Below are 13,638 nucleotides of genomic sequence, written 5' to 3'. Positions count from 1 at the left end.
ATATTTGACGTTAACACATTCCTGAAAAATATCTCCCCTTCAAAGACGCTGAAAGGGCTGTCCCATACCGTGCATCCCACGTATCCGGATTTTTTCATGAATCTTGCGAGGGACGGTGTGGAGACATCGCTGATATTTACCCCGGGTGTGCTGAAGATCATGAACGAAAAATTTCCAGGCTGGGTCGGCGAGTTTCTCGGGTTTGGGACAACCAGCCTGTATGTCACAAAAAAAGATTTCAAATTCTCGTTCGTAGTCACCGATTCCTATTTTTCGATCTCATTATTTTACAACACCGGGATTTTTGATTCCAAAAATGATGTTACCAGCAATGACCCTTCGGCGCTCGACTGGGGAGAGCGGATCTACGCGTTCCTGCTGGAACACTCTGAAAAAATTGAGCGTCCCGATTAACCGGCAACACAGGCCCTGAGCCCAAGGGATATCAGTGATTCCCAGGAGATCACAAATTCCCGCATCTTCCGGTAGAACAGGGCCGGACTGTTTTCGAATGACGGGGAATACACCAGCAGGAAGGCGATGGTGACTACGAGACTGAACAGCAGGACTATCCATTCATCCCGGACTACACCGAAAAATACTGCATACGCCATCATACTGTACAGAGTGGCGAGAATGAGGAGGAGCACTTTCTTGGTAAGGTTCTCCCCGAGATATGCCGGCAGGGTCTTCACACCGGCAACGATATCCCCCTTGACGTCCTTGAAATCGTTTACGCACGAAGTTACGAATATTTTCATGCTGTAGAAGAGGAAGATTATTCCGACGGTCTGGATGCTGTTGCACCATTGGCCCACGATAAGGGCAATTGTTCCCGCCCAGGTAATTCCTACTATCACATTTTTTACTCCCAGGCTGCCTTTGAGTTTGAGCCTGAATGATCCGATCCGGAACCCCCGGGAATAGACATACCCGATAATGAACGGTAAAAAAGGAGCCAGGTAGATCCCGTCCAGAAAGAGAAGGATCGTCCCCGCACAGAACGCTATCATGCACGCGACCAGTCCAATCGTTCTGTTTGCACCGCAGAGCTCACTCTTGTTGATTGCATCTTCTTTGCAGTCAAGAGCACGATCGAGCGTATAGGTTGCATACATAAGGAGGCCGAAGGCAAAATACTCGGGAATCCGGGCAGCGATACCTGCAAGCAGGAAAGCAATATGAAGCCGTAATCCTGCAGAAATTGCGACAACCGTGGATGAATTCAGCAGTCGCATTGTCGGTGTGTCAAAGAATGTCACACCTGAGGAAATTTTCACGCGATATGTTATTACAATCTCATGAAAAATTACAAGCCCGCTATAATAAGACTCACAGGGTCTCAGGATGCGGCTGATTTTTTGTTACCTCCAGCCAGTAAGGATGTAAAACCTTCTGGACGTTCAGAAGCGCTCCCCGCCATGAAAAACTTTATCCTGTGGCACCCGGTATTAGTCACATATAGGAGGCAAAGATGATGGAGACCATGATTGGGAAAGTGACCCACTTTTACCCGAAAGTGGGCGTTGCTGCGATCGTACTCAAGGACCACCTCGCACGCGGCGACTGGATCCATATCCACGGGCACAGTGAGGACTTCCACCAGACCGTGACCTCGCTGGAGATGGATCATGTACCGGTTGCTGAAGCTGACTGCGGGCAGGACATCGGTTTCAGGGTTGATCAGCGGGTCCATGTCGGGGACGTGGTATACCGCGAGCTCTAATAAATATTCTCTCTTTTTAATCAGGGTTCTGGCATCCTTCCATTTCCGCGTATCAATTCGATCCCCCCGTTCACCTCCGGGTTGTCCCATTGCCTGTACGGTAACCCGGGCCGGCCAGGTACCGTCGATCCGTTTCCGGGGACTTGGTCACCGGAGGAACCCGGGAAGGGATGGGCAGGTACCCTTCACTCCACCACCACCTTCGCATTCTCATCGAACGGGTTCGTCCGCATCGCAAGGCTGAAGAGGTACGGGTAATGGTTCTGCAGGTATTCCATGTACTTCAACCACTCGGGCACCAGGCGCGAATACACCCGTTCCATATCGCCTTTAAGGTGGGCGATATCGGACGGGGGCAGCAGCGAGAGATCGTCCCGGGCCTTCAGCTCCTCGGCAAGGTGCGTGACCGCCAGGATCAGGTCCGTGAACGTCTCGTGCTCGAAGACCATCGGGTTCTCCACGATACGGAGGAGGAAGTCCTCGTTCCCGAGGAGGAACTCCCGCAGGTCTTCGAGATGTATGCGGGCGGGTTCGATGGTGCATTTCCAGCCGGCCAGGCTCCTGTGTGCTGCACGGAACCGGTCCGCGGTCCAGTCGGGGCCTGCTGCCATCTGTGCCTGCAGGGGCCGGGTGCCCGGATCGGCTTTTACGAACCGGGCAATGAGCGGGGTTCCGACCCGGGAAAAGAAGATCCCGATCACCATGTTCAGTTTCTCCATCCGCTCCTGCCGCTCCCGTGAGGTAAGCATCGAGTCGATGATCAGGGTGACACAGAGGACCTCGACCGGGATAAAGGCAAGGTCAGCGAGGAGATAGGTGAATAGGTAATGGGAATCCTGGAAGACAATAAGGTGGATCGTCATCAGGAGGAGCGTCAGGGTGACGAGCGCGACACCCACGATCAGCTTCCAGCGCATGTCTTCCTTCATAGTGATATGTCAGGCCGGGAAGGTGATAAAAAATCCGGAGGGGGCAGTACCACCATCTCCCCAGGTCGCGCCGGGAATAATCGTGTACCCATGCGACCCCCCCACGCCAGAATAGTACATATCCGGATACTGTTATGACGTGAAAATTCCATATTTTCGCATAAAATGCAGATCGGCTGAGGGGGGTCGCATGGGTACAAAAGAATTTTCAGAGCCCCTGCGAATGGATTTGGCAATCCGCTGATGCTCTGGAAGATCGCGAATATACTGACGAAAAAGAGGAAGGGGCCGGCCAATCCTGTAAATGCCGGGATGCCCGGGCCGATCTGCAGCTTGTACCCACGCGACCCCCCAACGACCCCCGTCGCGGTTGTTCTTCTGAGGCATTTCAGAACGAAAGTTCCCCGCCTCAGTGCCCCTCCGGGGCACGGCGGGCCGATTACCGGGTTTTGCTGATTTAAGGTAATTGATCCGCCGCGGGGGCGCCCCGTCGGGGGCGGCGGCGTCTCATCGCAAGTATGAGATATTACCTGATGATTATAAGATCTCCACACCATTTTTTGTCCAATCACCCTTTTTAATTCCGGGTGTTATCCCTTATTTACTGAAGTATTAATCAAATTGCAGATTATAGCTAACGAAAAGAGCAACTGTTCAAATGGTTCAAGTTAAAAATGTGATTTTCTCTGTAGAAAACCTCAATGAGACGATTTTTTCCTCACTACGAATATGATTACTGCGAATGCCAGGCCAATCGTCATGATCGCAACAGGAAGAGGTGCAGATGTTTGTGCTGACGATGCCGATGAGACTCGCGTCTTACTCCCGGTATTCGTACGGGAAAAAACCGTTCCATTTCCAGAAGTACACCGGGAAAAAGAATCAAGATTGATCGAAAAATTCCAGTCCCCTTCGTAAGGATCAAATTTTGTTGCACGAATGTTCAGGACCCTGGCACTGCAGGATATCGGAGCAGTCTGCCAGGTAATTTCATATTCGCCATTTTCCGTATATTTCCCGGATACGTCCCTGAAGTTTACCGGGGATCTGTTATCGACCTGGTATTCTGCGGTAATCTGGGAGAATCCTGATGATCCCGACACGTGAGAATCTGAGGGGGGGAATACCCTGAGGGTAATAAGACCTTCATTGTCGTCGAGCGCGATCGATTCCAGTCGTGCCATGACCCCGCCGCTTGTGACATTCTGCATGGGTGAAATGGCGCTGGTCAGTGCTCCTTCAGGATACTGAATGATAACTTCCGCGTACGAGTTAACTCCCGATGCATTCATTGTCAGGTAGTATACACCGGGCTGGACCTGCATTCCCCGGTCATCCTTTTGATCCCACGAAACGATCCAGTTTTGACGTGCGTGAGATCCAAGCGTCATGGTTTCTTTGCCCGGAGGAATAGTTCTTACAATTCCCCGATCCCAGCCGGTATTACGGAGGCTCACTATAATTTCCGGAGGGATTCCGGTAAGGCTGATCGGGACATTACCGTCATTCTGTATTATGGATGATACCGGGACTATCTCACCGTACTCAAACACATTTTTCGTCAGGGTTTGTTCAAATACAAGGGGGGTTGGTGCGGGAATGGGTTGAATCTGATCCGGATATGCCAGAGAACCCGCCGGGAAAATCCAGAGAAAAATAAAAAATCCAAAAAAAAGGAAATGGGGAATCTTTCGTGTTCTTTCTGGTTTCATGGTCCCTCACAGAAATATCAGGATTGGGAATTTGCAGCCCGGTGGTACGAATATATCGTATTTCCGGTCTTATATGCGTTCAGCAGTACGTAGTTTGCATTTCCCGTGAAATAATCATGGGAAAACCGCGTGCACGTTCCAATCCAGCTTGAGCTGCCGGAATCCTTTGTCTCGTATGCCTTCATGGTATTCGTTATCGCATCGAACGAGTGATTAACCGTGTCTGTCGTCAGTTCTGTCGAGGGCACGATACGGTTGATGTATGTTGAGGGATTGTCGCTGTCGTTATAGTTGAACGTATACCAGATACCCGTTCCGGTATTGTAGAAGTTGATGCTGTACTGGCCATTGGCGTTGACATAGAATTCATAGTTCACAAGGTTTTTCGATGTGATGTCGATCCATTTCATCCCCGTTCCACCAGTACCCCATTTTAAAACTCCCTCGTCATAGATGGGTGCGGACAGCCAGATGTGTCCATCATCACAATACCATAACAGCAATTCAATGACATCCCCGTCTCTGTTAAGATGTATTTCTGTCTCATGATAGTTTGCCGTACTCTGACCGGCATTGGAGAATGTGTCCGGTTTCATATCTCCCCGTAATGCAACGGGAGTGTAACTCGTAGATGTTCGTTTCCATAGATCCCATTCGGCATACAGGGTCGATACCATAGGACCCATAACAGACGCTCCTGCTTTTTTATTCGAATTATATACGACTTCAGGATTCTGTTTCGAAATCCTTTCATTTTTTCTTTGTTCGGTCGCTTTTGTTAATTCGGCCATATCCGGGTAGAACGAATAATAGGAAAGCGGATAATCCAGTGTTATCTGGGAAGGATTTGCTTTATTATCCTGTTCTAAAAGTTCCTTTGGGATCTGTAGCAATGCAACCGGTTCAGAATTTATTATCTTCTGATTTGGGTTGACTTCAATCGAAGATCCATCGGTTAACTTTTTGGTCACCATCAGGGTTCTGGGAATAGTGACAGATACCGAATCAGAGTTTTCCATTTGTTCGTTCAACCATCTGGCAGGAAACACAAATGATACAATTTCCGATTCATTCACCGGCTCTTTCAGGACAATTTCCGATTCGTCAAAAACCGGTGTAACCATTCCAGTTTGAGGATGATCGGTATCAGCGTTTATCGCATCATTTTCCTGGGCACTCACCATCGGAACCATCGTCATTGCTGTCAGCAGTAATGCTAGCATTATAACGCCAGTTTTTAGTTGTTTCATTTAGTTTCATCTCCAATTTTTTGATACGCTTCGCTCGGCAAATGATAGGTTGTAACACACCCGAGTTCGATCTCACATACCGGGCTCAATTCAGGGTCCCAATGGATGTGACTGGGATAGTAGCTGGGACCCCGGGAATACTATTATAGTATTCACGCAAGGGACTCAGCTGATTTTTAATATAGGATTTCTGTCCACATTCTCGAACTGCCAGTTCGATTATTGGGACAGAAAAAACAAGCAATGTTTCCCGAAACCAAAACTCTTATGTCAAAAAGACTGGGAGTTGTTGCGGTGATGCTTCTGTTGATCGCATCATTTGCAGTAGTATCAGCAAGTGAACAAGTATCGACTGTCAGCAATGGTGGCTATAGAATCGAACCGGTGCACGAATCAGGAATGCACCCATTGATCGTGTATGGGACAATCACCCAGAGTGTGACAAACTGGCATACGAAAACAGTGTCATCTTATATCACTTCAATGAATGTAAATCTGAATTGGGGTAATCCTTCAAATTCGCTCCGGCTGAAAATCTATTCTCCTGACGGTTACACATTCGGTCCTTATTATGATAGTTTTGATGGCGTCAATGACGGACGTATCAACCTGAATATCATTAACGGCAACGGTATTGCCCGAGGGACCTGGTATTTTGAAGTATACGGAGATCATGTGACGGGAACACAAGCTTATTCCATCTGAGTTGTGATGTACTGTCGGATGAAACATTCATCAATCGTCCTCTTTTTTTTGCTGGTTTTTTTTGCCAATGTCGCAGTAGTCCAAGGAGGTTATTCCGTCGAACCATATTCACTCCGGACCGGGCCTTCTGATATTCTCGGCGCCGACAGCACGATTTCTTTCTTTGAACTACCGCTCTGGATCCAGATTACTTGGAGCATTTGTTTTCTTATAGCAATTTTAGGCACGATCAAATTCGGCCCACTCCTTTTTGGGAAAGTCAAAACTGTCCTCCAAAATAAAAATCGTACTCTTTTGCTGGAATATATCGGGACACATCCCGGTTGTACTATTGCGGATTTATCGAAAAAGACCGGCATTAACCGTGGAACAGCCCGGTATCATCTGTATCTCCTCTTTCTCGAACGAAAGGTCGTGCAAAAAAAATACGGGAAACTAAGCTACCTTTTCGCCAATGGAGGAAGACCCCTTGAGAAAAAACGAGTGTACGGATATATCATGAATCCGGCAAAACAGGAAATCCTCAATCTGATTCTCGACCAACCTGGCATCAGCAATAAGGAGATTGCGGAGCGTTTGCTTTTAAAACGGAACACGGTCCATTGGCATCTCCAGCAATTTCTTGAGGAGAACATGATCGCGTCCAGATGGGACGGCAGGAACATGAACTACATCCTTTTACCAGAAGTTGAGGTTATACTGAGGGAATATGGGAACTAAGATGCGACGAATCAATTGCGGTGCATGCGATCATCTCACCCCAGTCGTAAAACTGTTTAATGAGTCGGTTGAGTAACCGGGTGAATGTTGAGGATCGAATCCGTGACAGAACTTATGGATCGTCGTGAAATGGGGGACTTCATCGAGATGGATCCTCTCCCGGAGAGAGTCCATGATCTCGGTGAGTTCCACAATGTCCCGGTAATCTTCAGACAGGTACTCTTTCAGGAGAAGAAGAATGAGTAACTGGTGCTGGGTAAACGTCTTCTTTGAGAATTTCGACGAGAATAGTGGGATTCGGGAATCTCTGATCAACCCGGAGGACAATTCAACAAACCTGATATCCGGTTTGCTGATCATTTAATTGTCCTCCTTACGAGATATTGGCATAACAAGGTAAGGAGACACCGTACCTTAGCTTTTGTGGTCAGTTGTTAACATCGAGGAATGGAGGGCTTCTACAGAGCCCCAAAATTTATACTCACTGGAAATGCATTCAAAGGAAACATTTTTTGGAAATTTCAAAATTTAATATCGCAATTTTCATCAACTCTAGTATGAGCTCCTGAAATAATATCACAATATTTGATATTTGTAAATAACCTAAAAGAGAGAAGTAATAAAAGAAATTGTGTTCTTCAGCCTCAAACGGCTTTCACTGCATCGATCTTGATGTAGCGCCGCTTCAGGTTGTGCTTGCTGCCGATGACCGCAAAGGTGCGTTCCTTTGCCTGGTTCTCGTTGGGCGCCTCGATCACTTTCGTGTACGGCATCCAGTCCTCGCCCATCCGGAACGTGCCCTTCACTTCAAACTTCAGTTCTGCCTTCTGCTCTGTCATATACCTCACTCCAGAAAACCAAATATGTCCTCTACCCTGCCCAGTTCAAACCCGCTCGTGGCATTGCCTGCCAGGTACCCCTTCTCGTTCACGAGAAGGCCGGTACCCACGAGGCCGCTGCCCATGTTGATCGAGCCCGTCCCTACGGGAACCTTTGCGACCGCCTCGATCCGTGCGATCTGCTGGTCGGTGGCCCGCGGGTGGACGATGACGCCTTTGTTCGTAGCAACACCTGCCATGCCGACGGTCTTGACACCGCCGAGCACGAGGGTGAAGACCTCGACGCCAAGGAACTCGCCGATCGCATGCATCATGTCGACCGGCATGTCCGGGTGGACTGCGGCAAAGGTATCGTTTGCCATGATCACGTTGCCCGCGGCGTTCATAGACTCATGGAGCAGGAACACCTTGCGGTGCTTCGAGAGGATCGCGACTTCCTCATCGGTTGCCAGCCCTGAGACCACGATACCCCGGCTGTTTCCGGCCACGAGCGAACCGATGATGGAACTGCCCTGGATCGTGGTCTCTACCAGCTCTGCCTGCAGAGCCGCTTTCACTGCCGCTTTAAACTCGTCCGGAGATTCCGGGGGGATAATGGCGATATCCCCGACCACCCGGGCAAATACCCCGATGTTCGGATCGCCTGCAAACGTGATCGTCCTGTCCATCTTATGATTCCGGTGCAAGTTCAGCCTGAACCTGCCCGTCCTCCATCTTCATGGCACGGACACGGATCTTTGATGGCGGCTTGGAGCTGCCCCGTGACCATACCTGCTCGTTGATGCCCTGATCGAGCTTGACGTCCTCGCTCTTCATGTGCTTGGCGAGGTACTTCCTGATATCCTTGATCGCACCGTTGGACCTCTTCCACCGGGGCATACGCCGTGCATCCCGCAGGGGGATGATATATACGTGCTCTTCCATCTTCTCTGCCATATCACACCTTCAGCGTGCTCTTGCGCCAGTTGCGCCGTTTCGGGTGCGCCACGACACCGCGCTTGGTCCTGACCATTACCCACTGGGGCACGCGACGGTTCTGGTCGCAGGCCTTTGCCAGCCGGATCTTCCTGCCTTTGCTTAGCTTGCTCATCTTTTTTCACCTGGATTTATGTATTTTTCCTGCCCACCACGAGCGACTGTTCGTGGTGCTTTGGGAACAGGGGGGCGAAATCGAGCCCGCGGGCCCGGAACGCCTCCCGGATCTCCGCTTCATAGTCGCCGTTCCGGACCTGCCCGGTCTCCCCGTACTGGACGGTGAGGAACCGGTCGACAAGACGGTCGACTTCGGGCCTGACATACCCGAGCAGGGGCCGTACATACGAACACCCTGTCCTGCTGCCCAAGCTCTGGACTGCATCGCGGGCAAGCATCGGGACCCGGTCATCAAACCTGGTGCCGTCCCCGACCACGTTATACTCGGCCGCAAGGGTCTCGACAGCTTCCTGGTGTATGCAGTTGATGGCATCGTTCGGATACCCCTTTGCAATCACCAGGTCTACCATCTCGTCCAGCAGTCCTTCTCTGAATACTCTCTTTTTTATGGGAAACCCCAGCACTCCTGCCGCTGCCTCGACCATCGGGATCTGGCGGTCCGGGTCGAACACGAACGTGTTGAGTTCGACCTCGTAATACGTACCCAGCATCATTGCTGCAAGGGAACTGTCCTTACCGCCGCTATACAGCACTCCTGCTTTCATTATTTCCTGGTTATTGAGTAATCCCGTTTGGCCGGTGCAAGCTGCCTGAGCAGCTCCTTGAGCTGTGAGTCAGAAATCTTCTTCGCCAGCCGGCCGCTCTGAGCAAGCTGGATGAGCTGCTGCTCAACCGCGCTCGCGAAATCAGGCTTGGTCAGCTTGATGGTATTCAGGCGTTCCCGTGCATCCGGCTCGAGAATCTGCATGAGTATCATCTGGATCTGGGATTTCTGGCGCTGCTGGCGTTCGAGCTCTTCCTGCATACCCTGTTGATCGCCAGCCTGCTGCTGCAGCTGCGCCATCCTGCGTCTGCGGAGTTCGTTAAGCTCGTCGTCTCCCATGGTGACACCTCACTGGGGTGCTTCTGCCTTGTCGGCTTTCTTCTTTGCCGGCTTCTTCTCGGCCTTGGCACCGTCAGCGCCCTCAGCCGGGGCTGCGGCCTTGTCGCCGCCCTTCTTCTTTCCACCCTTTGCGTCGGCCTTCTTGGGCTCTTCGACAACAGGCTTCACGCGTTTCGGGACGGGTGCCGGCGGGTTCTTCTTCACTTCCTGTGCGAATGCATCGAGGAAGGCCATACCTGCAGGGGAGACTTTCCGGCCGACCTTGTCGTGGACAATAAGACCCGCTGCCTCGAGCTGCTGGACAGCCTTGCGCAGGATCGACCCCGAACCCTTGCGGAACGCATTGGGCCGGGCGCCGCGGTTCTTGTTACCGCCGTAAAAGCTTCGCATCCTCTCGACGCCGATAGGGCCGTCGACATAGACGCGTCTCAACACTGCTGCTACCCGGATAAACCACCAGTCGGGGTCTTCAGGGGGCATCTCTTTGTGAACCCCTGTCTTTGCGAAGGCTGCCCACGCGGGCGGAGTGATCTCCTTCCGCTTCTTGAGCTCCTCTGCGACCGCCCGGATGATGTGGTCTGCGGGGACATCGTATACTGTTGTCATCTACTACCTCACTGTTGAATAATGAAATAACAGTCTTATGTTATTTGTGAGGAAGGTTCTTATATATTTCCAAGGGCAGAAGAGCCGGCGGGAGAGGAAAAGAGATGATGAGATACGTCTTGTATATTCTTGAGCCGGTACCACGGAATTTTCCGTTCCAGTAAATTTTCAATGCAGATTTATTGTTTTACCTGCAATCAATTAAAACAAGTCGCCACCCCCGCGGAGCACCCCGGGGGCGTCTGCACGTGAAATAATCTTATCTCTTCGCCCGCTTCATCGCCCCGGTCTGGCGTGGCTTCACGGTCTCAGCGGTTTTCGCCGGGGCTTTCTCGGAGGGTTTCGCCGGGGATTTAACCGCAGATCTCGCCGTGGCTTTGGCAGTAGCCTTCGCAGGAGCCTTTGCTGCGAGTCTCCCCATGGGCTTTCCGGTGGGCTTCCCCGTGCCCTTTCCGGCAGTTCCCGAGGTGCCGGTTATCTTACCTGTAGCTCCCAGCACCATCGTCCTGCCCCGGACTTCCACGAGTTTCGCTTTGGCTTCCGAGGCCACAACTGACGGATCGACTTCCGTGTTCTGGAGCCACTTCACCTTGATCAGTCTGCGTTTCTTAAGCTGGGCCACGATCTCCTCGATCATGGTCCCGGTACAGCCCTGTTTGCCGATCCAGACGGTCGGCTTGAGGTCCTGCATGGACGAATCATTCTTTTCCGGCACTTGGTCTCACCACACGGTATCTCATCTTCTTATTGCAGGACTGGCAGGTGACCACGACGTTACCGCGGGACACCCGCACCCGCATATTCCGGCCCGGGACCAGGAACGCAGAGCAGTGGTGGCAGTACCGGCGCCGGAATGCCCGGTCGATCCGGATCCGCTGGCGCATCGCGATCTTCCGGGCAAGCTCCACGTACCGGTTGCTTCGTTCCGGATGGTCGGGAAATGCCTGCTCCGCCTGCCCGAATAGCACCTCGATGCGTTCCCGTGCGATCATGCGCGTCGCAGGGCTCCTGGACTTCTCTTTCATTTCGTCAGAACCGGTTCCCGGTTGTGCTGTACATTAAAGCGTCCTAGATGATAAGCGTCGGGGTGACGGTAAGGAGAGATTCTGTTCAGGAGCGGATCCTGACCCTGCGGCCGATCACGTCCAGCCTGTCCTCGCAAAAGAGCCGGATGGCTTCCGGATAGCATTCGTGTTCCCGCTCCAGGATGCGGTCGGCAAGGGTGTCCTCGTCATCGCCGTCCAGCACCGGTACGCAATACTGGAGGATGATCGGTCCGCAGTCAAGGTTCTCATCCACGAAATGGACCGTGCAGCCGGCAACCTTTACGCCATGCAGGATCGCCTGCCGCTGGGCGTGCAGGCCGGTGAAACTCGGCAGGAGCGCCGGGTGGATATTCACCATCTTTCCTGAAAAGGACCGGACAAGGTCCGTCCCGAGGATGCGCATGTACCCGGCAAGAACGTACAGGTCTGCGTCAACCTCCTGCATGGCCGCAAGGAGCGAGCGCTCGTACGCCTCACGGGAAGAAAACGAGCGGTAGTCGATCACCCGTACGGGAATGCCGGCCTTCCCTGCACGTTCAATCGCGTACGCACCCGGGTTATCCGTGATGAGCGCTTCGCAGGCCGCCGGGATCGTACCGGCAGCGATCGCATCGATCACTGCCTGGAAATTCGATCCCCTGCCGGATGCGAGCACCGCTATACGTTTTTTCATGGATATACCTGCCAGATCTCTGGTATGGTTGCACCTTAACTGTTGCCATTGCCGCCATTCCCATCCGGGCGGACTACGATCTTGACCTTGACAATACGCCGCCCGTGCATCTGCAGGACAACGAGTGTCACCCGGCCTTCGCCAATCTCCACCTTCTCGCCCGGGTGCTGGGGGAGATGGCCGAGCCTGTCGATGATCAAACCCCCGACCGTCTCGTAGGAGTCGTCGGTCGGGAGGTCGAGGTTCATCCGTTCGTTGATGTCTTCGACCCACATCTGGGCATCGACAACAAAGACGCCGGGCGAGAGTTCCTGTACCTCAGGTTCCTCCTTGTCGTACTCGTCCATGATATCGCCAACAAGTTCCTCGAGGATATCCTCGACGGTCACGATCCCGACAAAACTGCTGTACTCGTCGATCACGATCGCCATCAGCACCCGGTGGACCTGGAGTTCCTTTAACAGGTCGTCGATCTTCTTGGTATCGGGCACGAACATCGGGTCGAACATGATCTCCTTTATCATCGAGCTCTTCCGGTGGGAGACCATGGCGGAGAAGACGTCCTTGACGTTCAGGATGCCGGTGATGTTGTCGATCTGGTCGTGGTAGACCGGGATCCGTGAGAAGCCGGTTTCGTTGAAGATCCGGATCGCCTCTTCGAACGTGACCGTGTCCTCCATCAGGATCACATCCACCCGGGGCGTCATGATCTCGCGGGTGGTGGTATCACCGAACTCAAGCACCGAGTAGAGCATGTCCTGCTCCGCCTGCTCGATCGTGCCTTCCTCCTTGCCTACATCGATCCATTCCTTGATCTCCTCTTCCGTGACCGCGGGTTCCGCCACTTCCTTGCCTATGCCAAATGTCGGGCTTACCCGTTCCACGAGCCAGATGATGGGGGAGAAGATCCGTGAGAGGAAGAGGATGACCGGGGCAACCGTGAGGGGAAAGGATTCGGATGCCCGGGCCGCGTAGATCTTCGGGCCGATCTCGCCAAAGATGAGGAGAACGATTACTACGAAACCGGTCGCGATCCCGACCCCGACATCGCCGAATTCCTGAATTGCAACCGCCGTTGCAATGGATGCAGCGGTGATGTTGACGATCGTGTTCCCGATGAGGAGGGTGATCAGCAGGTGTTCGGGGGATTCCTTGAGTGCCGCCACTGCCGAGGCCCCGGGACGACTCTCGTTGACAAGGGTCCTGACCTTGGCCCGGGTGATGGAGATGAGCCCCACTTCCGAGCTTGAAAAAAACGCGGAGAGGAGGACGCACACAATAAATAACAGGATTTCCAAAACGTCGTCCTGGATCATCGGGTTTCACAACGTGCGGGCGCACGCATTGTTTTATGGTTCATGATGGAATGCATAATGAAATTTTCACCATTATATACG

The 13,638-nt window shown here is 52.3% G+C and carries 20 protein-coding genes; 5 read left to right on the top strand and 15 right to left on the bottom strand.

Annotated elements, in window-relative coordinates; genetic code table 11:
• Positions 1 to 414: helix-turn-helix transcriptional regulator (locus WBL42_RS06505; protein WP_424720462.1), on the top strand; the 414-nt coding region annotated here is incomplete at its 5' end.
• Here WBL42_RS06505 and WBL42_RS06500 read toward each other — a convergent pair.
• Positions 411 to 1,292, bottom strand: coding sequence for a UbiA family prenyltransferase (locus WBL42_RS06500; protein ID WP_424720463.1), 882 nt, complete (start codon positions 1,290 to 1,292; stop codon positions 411 to 413). The two genes, WBL42_RS06505 and WBL42_RS06500, sit on opposite strands and share 4 nt — an antisense overlap.
• Before the next feature lie 182 nt (positions 1,293 to 1,474).
• Between WBL42_RS06500 and WBL42_RS06495 the strand changes: the two genes are divergently transcribed.
• Complete coding sequence (locus WBL42_RS06495; protein WP_424720461.1) at positions 1,475 to 1,726, top strand: translation elongation factor-like protein; 252 nt, start codon at positions 1,475 to 1,477, stop codon at positions 1,724 to 1,726.
• 185 nt (positions 1,727 to 1,911) lie between these two features.
• Here the strand turns inward: WBL42_RS06495 and WBL42_RS06490 are convergent, their stop codons facing one another.
• From WBL42_RS06490 to WBL42_RS06480, 3 genes are all read right to left on the bottom strand, one after another.
• Entirely contained in the window at positions 1,912 to 2,655 is a 744-nt protein-coding gene (locus tag WBL42_RS06490) for a hypothetical protein (protein WP_424720460.1), read from the bottom strand.
• Positions 2,656 to 3,353: 698 nt separating this feature from the next.
• On the bottom strand, positions 3,354 to 3,980 hold the full coding sequence (locus WBL42_RS06485) for a hypothetical protein (RefSeq protein ID WP_424720459.1): 627 nt from the start codon (positions 3,978 to 3,980) through the stop codon (positions 3,354 to 3,356).
• Between the two features lie 404 nt (positions 3,981 to 4,384).
• Positions 4,385 to 5,617, bottom strand: coding sequence for a hypothetical protein (locus tag WBL42_RS06480; RefSeq protein WP_424720458.1), 1,233 nt, complete (start codon positions 5,615 to 5,617; stop codon positions 4,385 to 4,387).
• A 267-nt stretch (positions 5,618 to 5,884) separates the two neighbouring features.
• Between WBL42_RS06480 and WBL42_RS06475 the strand changes: the two genes are divergently transcribed.
• From WBL42_RS06475 to WBL42_RS06465, 3 genes are all read left to right on the top strand, one after another.
• Positions 5,885 to 6,322, top strand: coding sequence for a peptidase domain-containing protein (locus WBL42_RS06475; RefSeq protein WP_424720457.1), 438 nt, complete (start codon positions 5,885 to 5,887; stop codon positions 6,320 to 6,322).
• Between the two features lie 18 nt (positions 6,323 to 6,340).
• Positions 6,341 to 7,042, top strand: coding sequence for a winged helix-turn-helix transcriptional regulator (locus WBL42_RS06470; protein WP_424720456.1), 702 nt, complete (start codon positions 6,341 to 6,343; stop codon positions 7,040 to 7,042).
• 84 nt (positions 7,043 to 7,126) lie between these two features.
• Positions 7,127 to 7,288 carry a hypothetical protein gene (locus WBL42_RS06465; RefSeq protein ID WP_424720455.1) on the top strand — a complete coding sequence of 54 codons (162 nt, stop codon included), beginning with the start codon at positions 7,127 to 7,129 and terminating at the stop codon, positions 7,286 to 7,288.
• Between the two features lie 398 nt (positions 7,289 to 7,686).
• On the opposite strand, the gene rpl18a is transcribed toward WBL42_RS06465, so the two are convergent.
• The 11 genes from rpl18a to WBL42_RS06410 all read right to left on the bottom strand — a co-directional run bounded on the left by rpl18a (position 7,687) and on the right by WBL42_RS06410 (position 13,557).
• Positions 7,687 to 7,881: a 50S ribosomal protein L18Ae gene (gene rpl18a / locus WBL42_RS06460; protein WP_424720454.1), complete on the bottom strand. Its 195-nt coding sequence runs from the start codon at positions 7,879 to 7,881 to the stop codon at positions 7,687 to 7,689.
• Positions 7,882 to 7,886: 5 nt separating this feature from the next.
• Positions 7,887 to 8,549 carry a translation initiation factor IF-6 gene (locus WBL42_RS06455; protein ID WP_424720453.1) on the bottom strand — a complete coding sequence of 221 codons (663 nt, stop codon included), beginning with the start codon at positions 8,547 to 8,549 and terminating at the stop codon, positions 7,887 to 7,889.
• Between the two features lies 1 nt (position 8,550).
• The gene (locus tag WBL42_RS06450) at positions 8,551 to 8,817 is read right to left on the bottom strand and encodes a 50S ribosomal protein L31e (protein WP_424720452.1); all 267 of its coding nucleotides are present in this window, start codon (positions 8,815 to 8,817) and stop codon (positions 8,551 to 8,553) included.
• Between the two features lies 1 nt (position 8,818).
• On the bottom strand, positions 8,819 to 8,971 hold the full coding sequence (locus WBL42_RS06445) for a 50S ribosomal protein L39e (RefSeq protein ID WP_424720451.1): 153 nt from the start codon (positions 8,969 to 8,971) through the stop codon (positions 8,819 to 8,821).
• A gap of 16 nt (positions 8,972 to 8,987) precedes the next feature.
• A complete protein-coding gene (locus WBL42_RS06440; RefSeq protein ID WP_424720450.1) occupies positions 8,988 to 9,578 on the bottom strand; it encodes a DUF7411 family protein in 591 nt (196 codons plus the stop codon).
• A complete protein-coding gene (locus WBL42_RS06435) occupies positions 9,578 to 9,916 on the bottom strand; it encodes a DNA-binding protein (RefSeq protein WP_424720449.1) in 339 nt (112 codons plus the stop codon). Before WBL42_RS06435 ends, WBL42_RS06440 begins: the two co-directional genes overlap by 1 nt.
• A 9-nt stretch (positions 9,917 to 9,925) precedes the next feature.
• Positions 9,926 to 10,522: a 30S ribosomal protein S19e gene (locus WBL42_RS06430; RefSeq protein WP_424720448.1), complete on the bottom strand. Its 597-nt coding sequence runs from the start codon at positions 10,520 to 10,522 to the stop codon at positions 9,926 to 9,928.
• A gap of 259 nt (positions 10,523 to 10,781) precedes the next feature.
• Positions 10,782 to 11,237: a YhbY family RNA-binding protein gene (locus WBL42_RS06425; protein ID WP_424720447.1), complete on the bottom strand. Its 456-nt coding sequence runs from the start codon at positions 11,235 to 11,237 to the stop codon at positions 10,782 to 10,784.
• Positions 11,221 to 11,547, bottom strand: coding sequence for a ribonuclease P protein component 4 (locus tag WBL42_RS06420; RefSeq protein ID WP_424720446.1), 327 nt, complete (start codon positions 11,545 to 11,547; stop codon positions 11,221 to 11,223). The genes WBL42_RS06425 and WBL42_RS06420 overlap by 17 nt, the downstream gene beginning before the upstream one ends.
• Positions 11,548 to 11,632: 85 nt before the next feature.
• Positions 11,633 to 12,241 carry a phosphoribosylglycinamide formyltransferase gene (gene purN / locus WBL42_RS06415; RefSeq protein WP_424720445.1) on the bottom strand — a complete coding sequence of 203 codons (609 nt, stop codon included), beginning with the start codon at positions 12,239 to 12,241 and terminating at the stop codon, positions 11,633 to 11,635.
• 35 nt (positions 12,242 to 12,276) lie between these two features.
• Positions 12,277 to 13,557 (bottom strand): hemolysin family protein, encoded by a 1,281-nt coding sequence (locus WBL42_RS06410; RefSeq protein ID WP_424720444.1) that lies wholly within the window; start codon positions 13,555 to 13,557, stop codon positions 12,277 to 12,279.
• Between the last annotated feature and the right edge of the window lie 81 nt (positions 13,558 to 13,638).

Source organism: Methanoregula sp. (assembly GCF_049686655.1).
Taxonomy (GTDB): domain Archaea; phylum Halobacteriota; class Methanomicrobia; order Methanomicrobiales; family Methanospirillaceae; genus Methanoregula.
Note: the sequence above shows the minus strand (reverse complement) of the source record. Positions and strands in the feature narration are given on the sequence as shown.

Coding starts and splice junctions, on each gene's coding strand:
- WBL42_RS06495 (WP_424720461.1), top strand. CDS start 1,475: ATGATGGAGACCATGATTGGGAAAGTGACCCACTTTTACCCGAAAGTG.
- WBL42_RS06490 (WP_424720460.1), bottom strand. CDS start 2,655: ATGAAGGAAGACATGCGCTGGAAGCTGATCGTGGGTGTCGCGCTCGTC.
- WBL42_RS06485 (WP_424720459.1), bottom strand. CDS start 3,980: ATGCAGGTCCAGCCCGGTGTATACTACCTGACAATGAATGCATCGGGA.
- WBL42_RS06480 (WP_424720458.1), bottom strand. CDS start 5,617: ATGAAACAACTAAAAACTGGCGTTATAATGCTAGCATTACTGCTGACA.
- WBL42_RS06475 (WP_424720457.1), top strand. CDS start 5,885: ATGTCAAAAAGACTGGGAGTTGTTGCGGTGATGCTTCTGTTGATCGCA.
- WBL42_RS06470 (WP_424720456.1), top strand. CDS start 6,341: ATGAAACATTCATCAATCGTCCTCTTTTTTTTGCTGGTTTTTTTTGCC.
- WBL42_RS06465 (WP_424720455.1), top strand. CDS start 7,127: ATGTTGAGGATCGAATCCGTGACAGAACTTATGGATCGTCGTGAAATG.
- rpl18a (WP_424720454.1), bottom strand. CDS start 7,881: ATGACAGAGCAGAAGGCAGAACTGAAGTTTGAAGTGAAGGGCACGTTC.
- WBL42_RS06455 (WP_424720453.1), bottom strand. CDS start 8,549: ATGGACAGGACGATCACGTTTGCAGGCGATCCGAACATCGGGGTATTT.
- WBL42_RS06450 (WP_424720452.1), bottom strand. CDS start 8,817: ATGGCAGAGAAGATGGAAGAGCACGTATATATCATCCCCCTGCGGGAT.
- WBL42_RS06445 (WP_424720451.1), bottom strand. CDS start 8,971: ATGAGCAAGCTAAGCAAAGGCAGGAAGATCCGGCTGGCAAAGGCCTGC.
- WBL42_RS06440 (WP_424720450.1), bottom strand. CDS start 9,578: ATGAAAGCAGGAGTGCTGTATAGCGGCGGTAAGGACAGTTCCCTTGCA.
- WBL42_RS06435 (WP_424720449.1), bottom strand. CDS start 9,916: ATGGGAGACGACGAGCTTAACGAACTCCGCAGACGCAGGATGGCGCAG.
- WBL42_RS06430 (WP_424720448.1), bottom strand. CDS start 10,522: ATGACAACAGTATACGATGTCCCCGCAGACCACATCATCCGGGCGGTC.
- WBL42_RS06420 (WP_424720446.1), bottom strand. CDS start 11,547: ATGAAAGAGAAGTCCAGGAGCCCTGCGACGCGCATGATCGCACGGGAA.
- purN (WP_424720445.1), bottom strand. CDS start 12,241: ATGAAAAAACGTATAGCGGTGCTCGCATCCGGCAGGGGATCGAATTTC.
- WBL42_RS06410 (WP_424720444.1), bottom strand. CDS start 13,557: ATGATCCAGGACGACGTTTTGGAAATCCTGTTATTTATTGTGTGCGTC.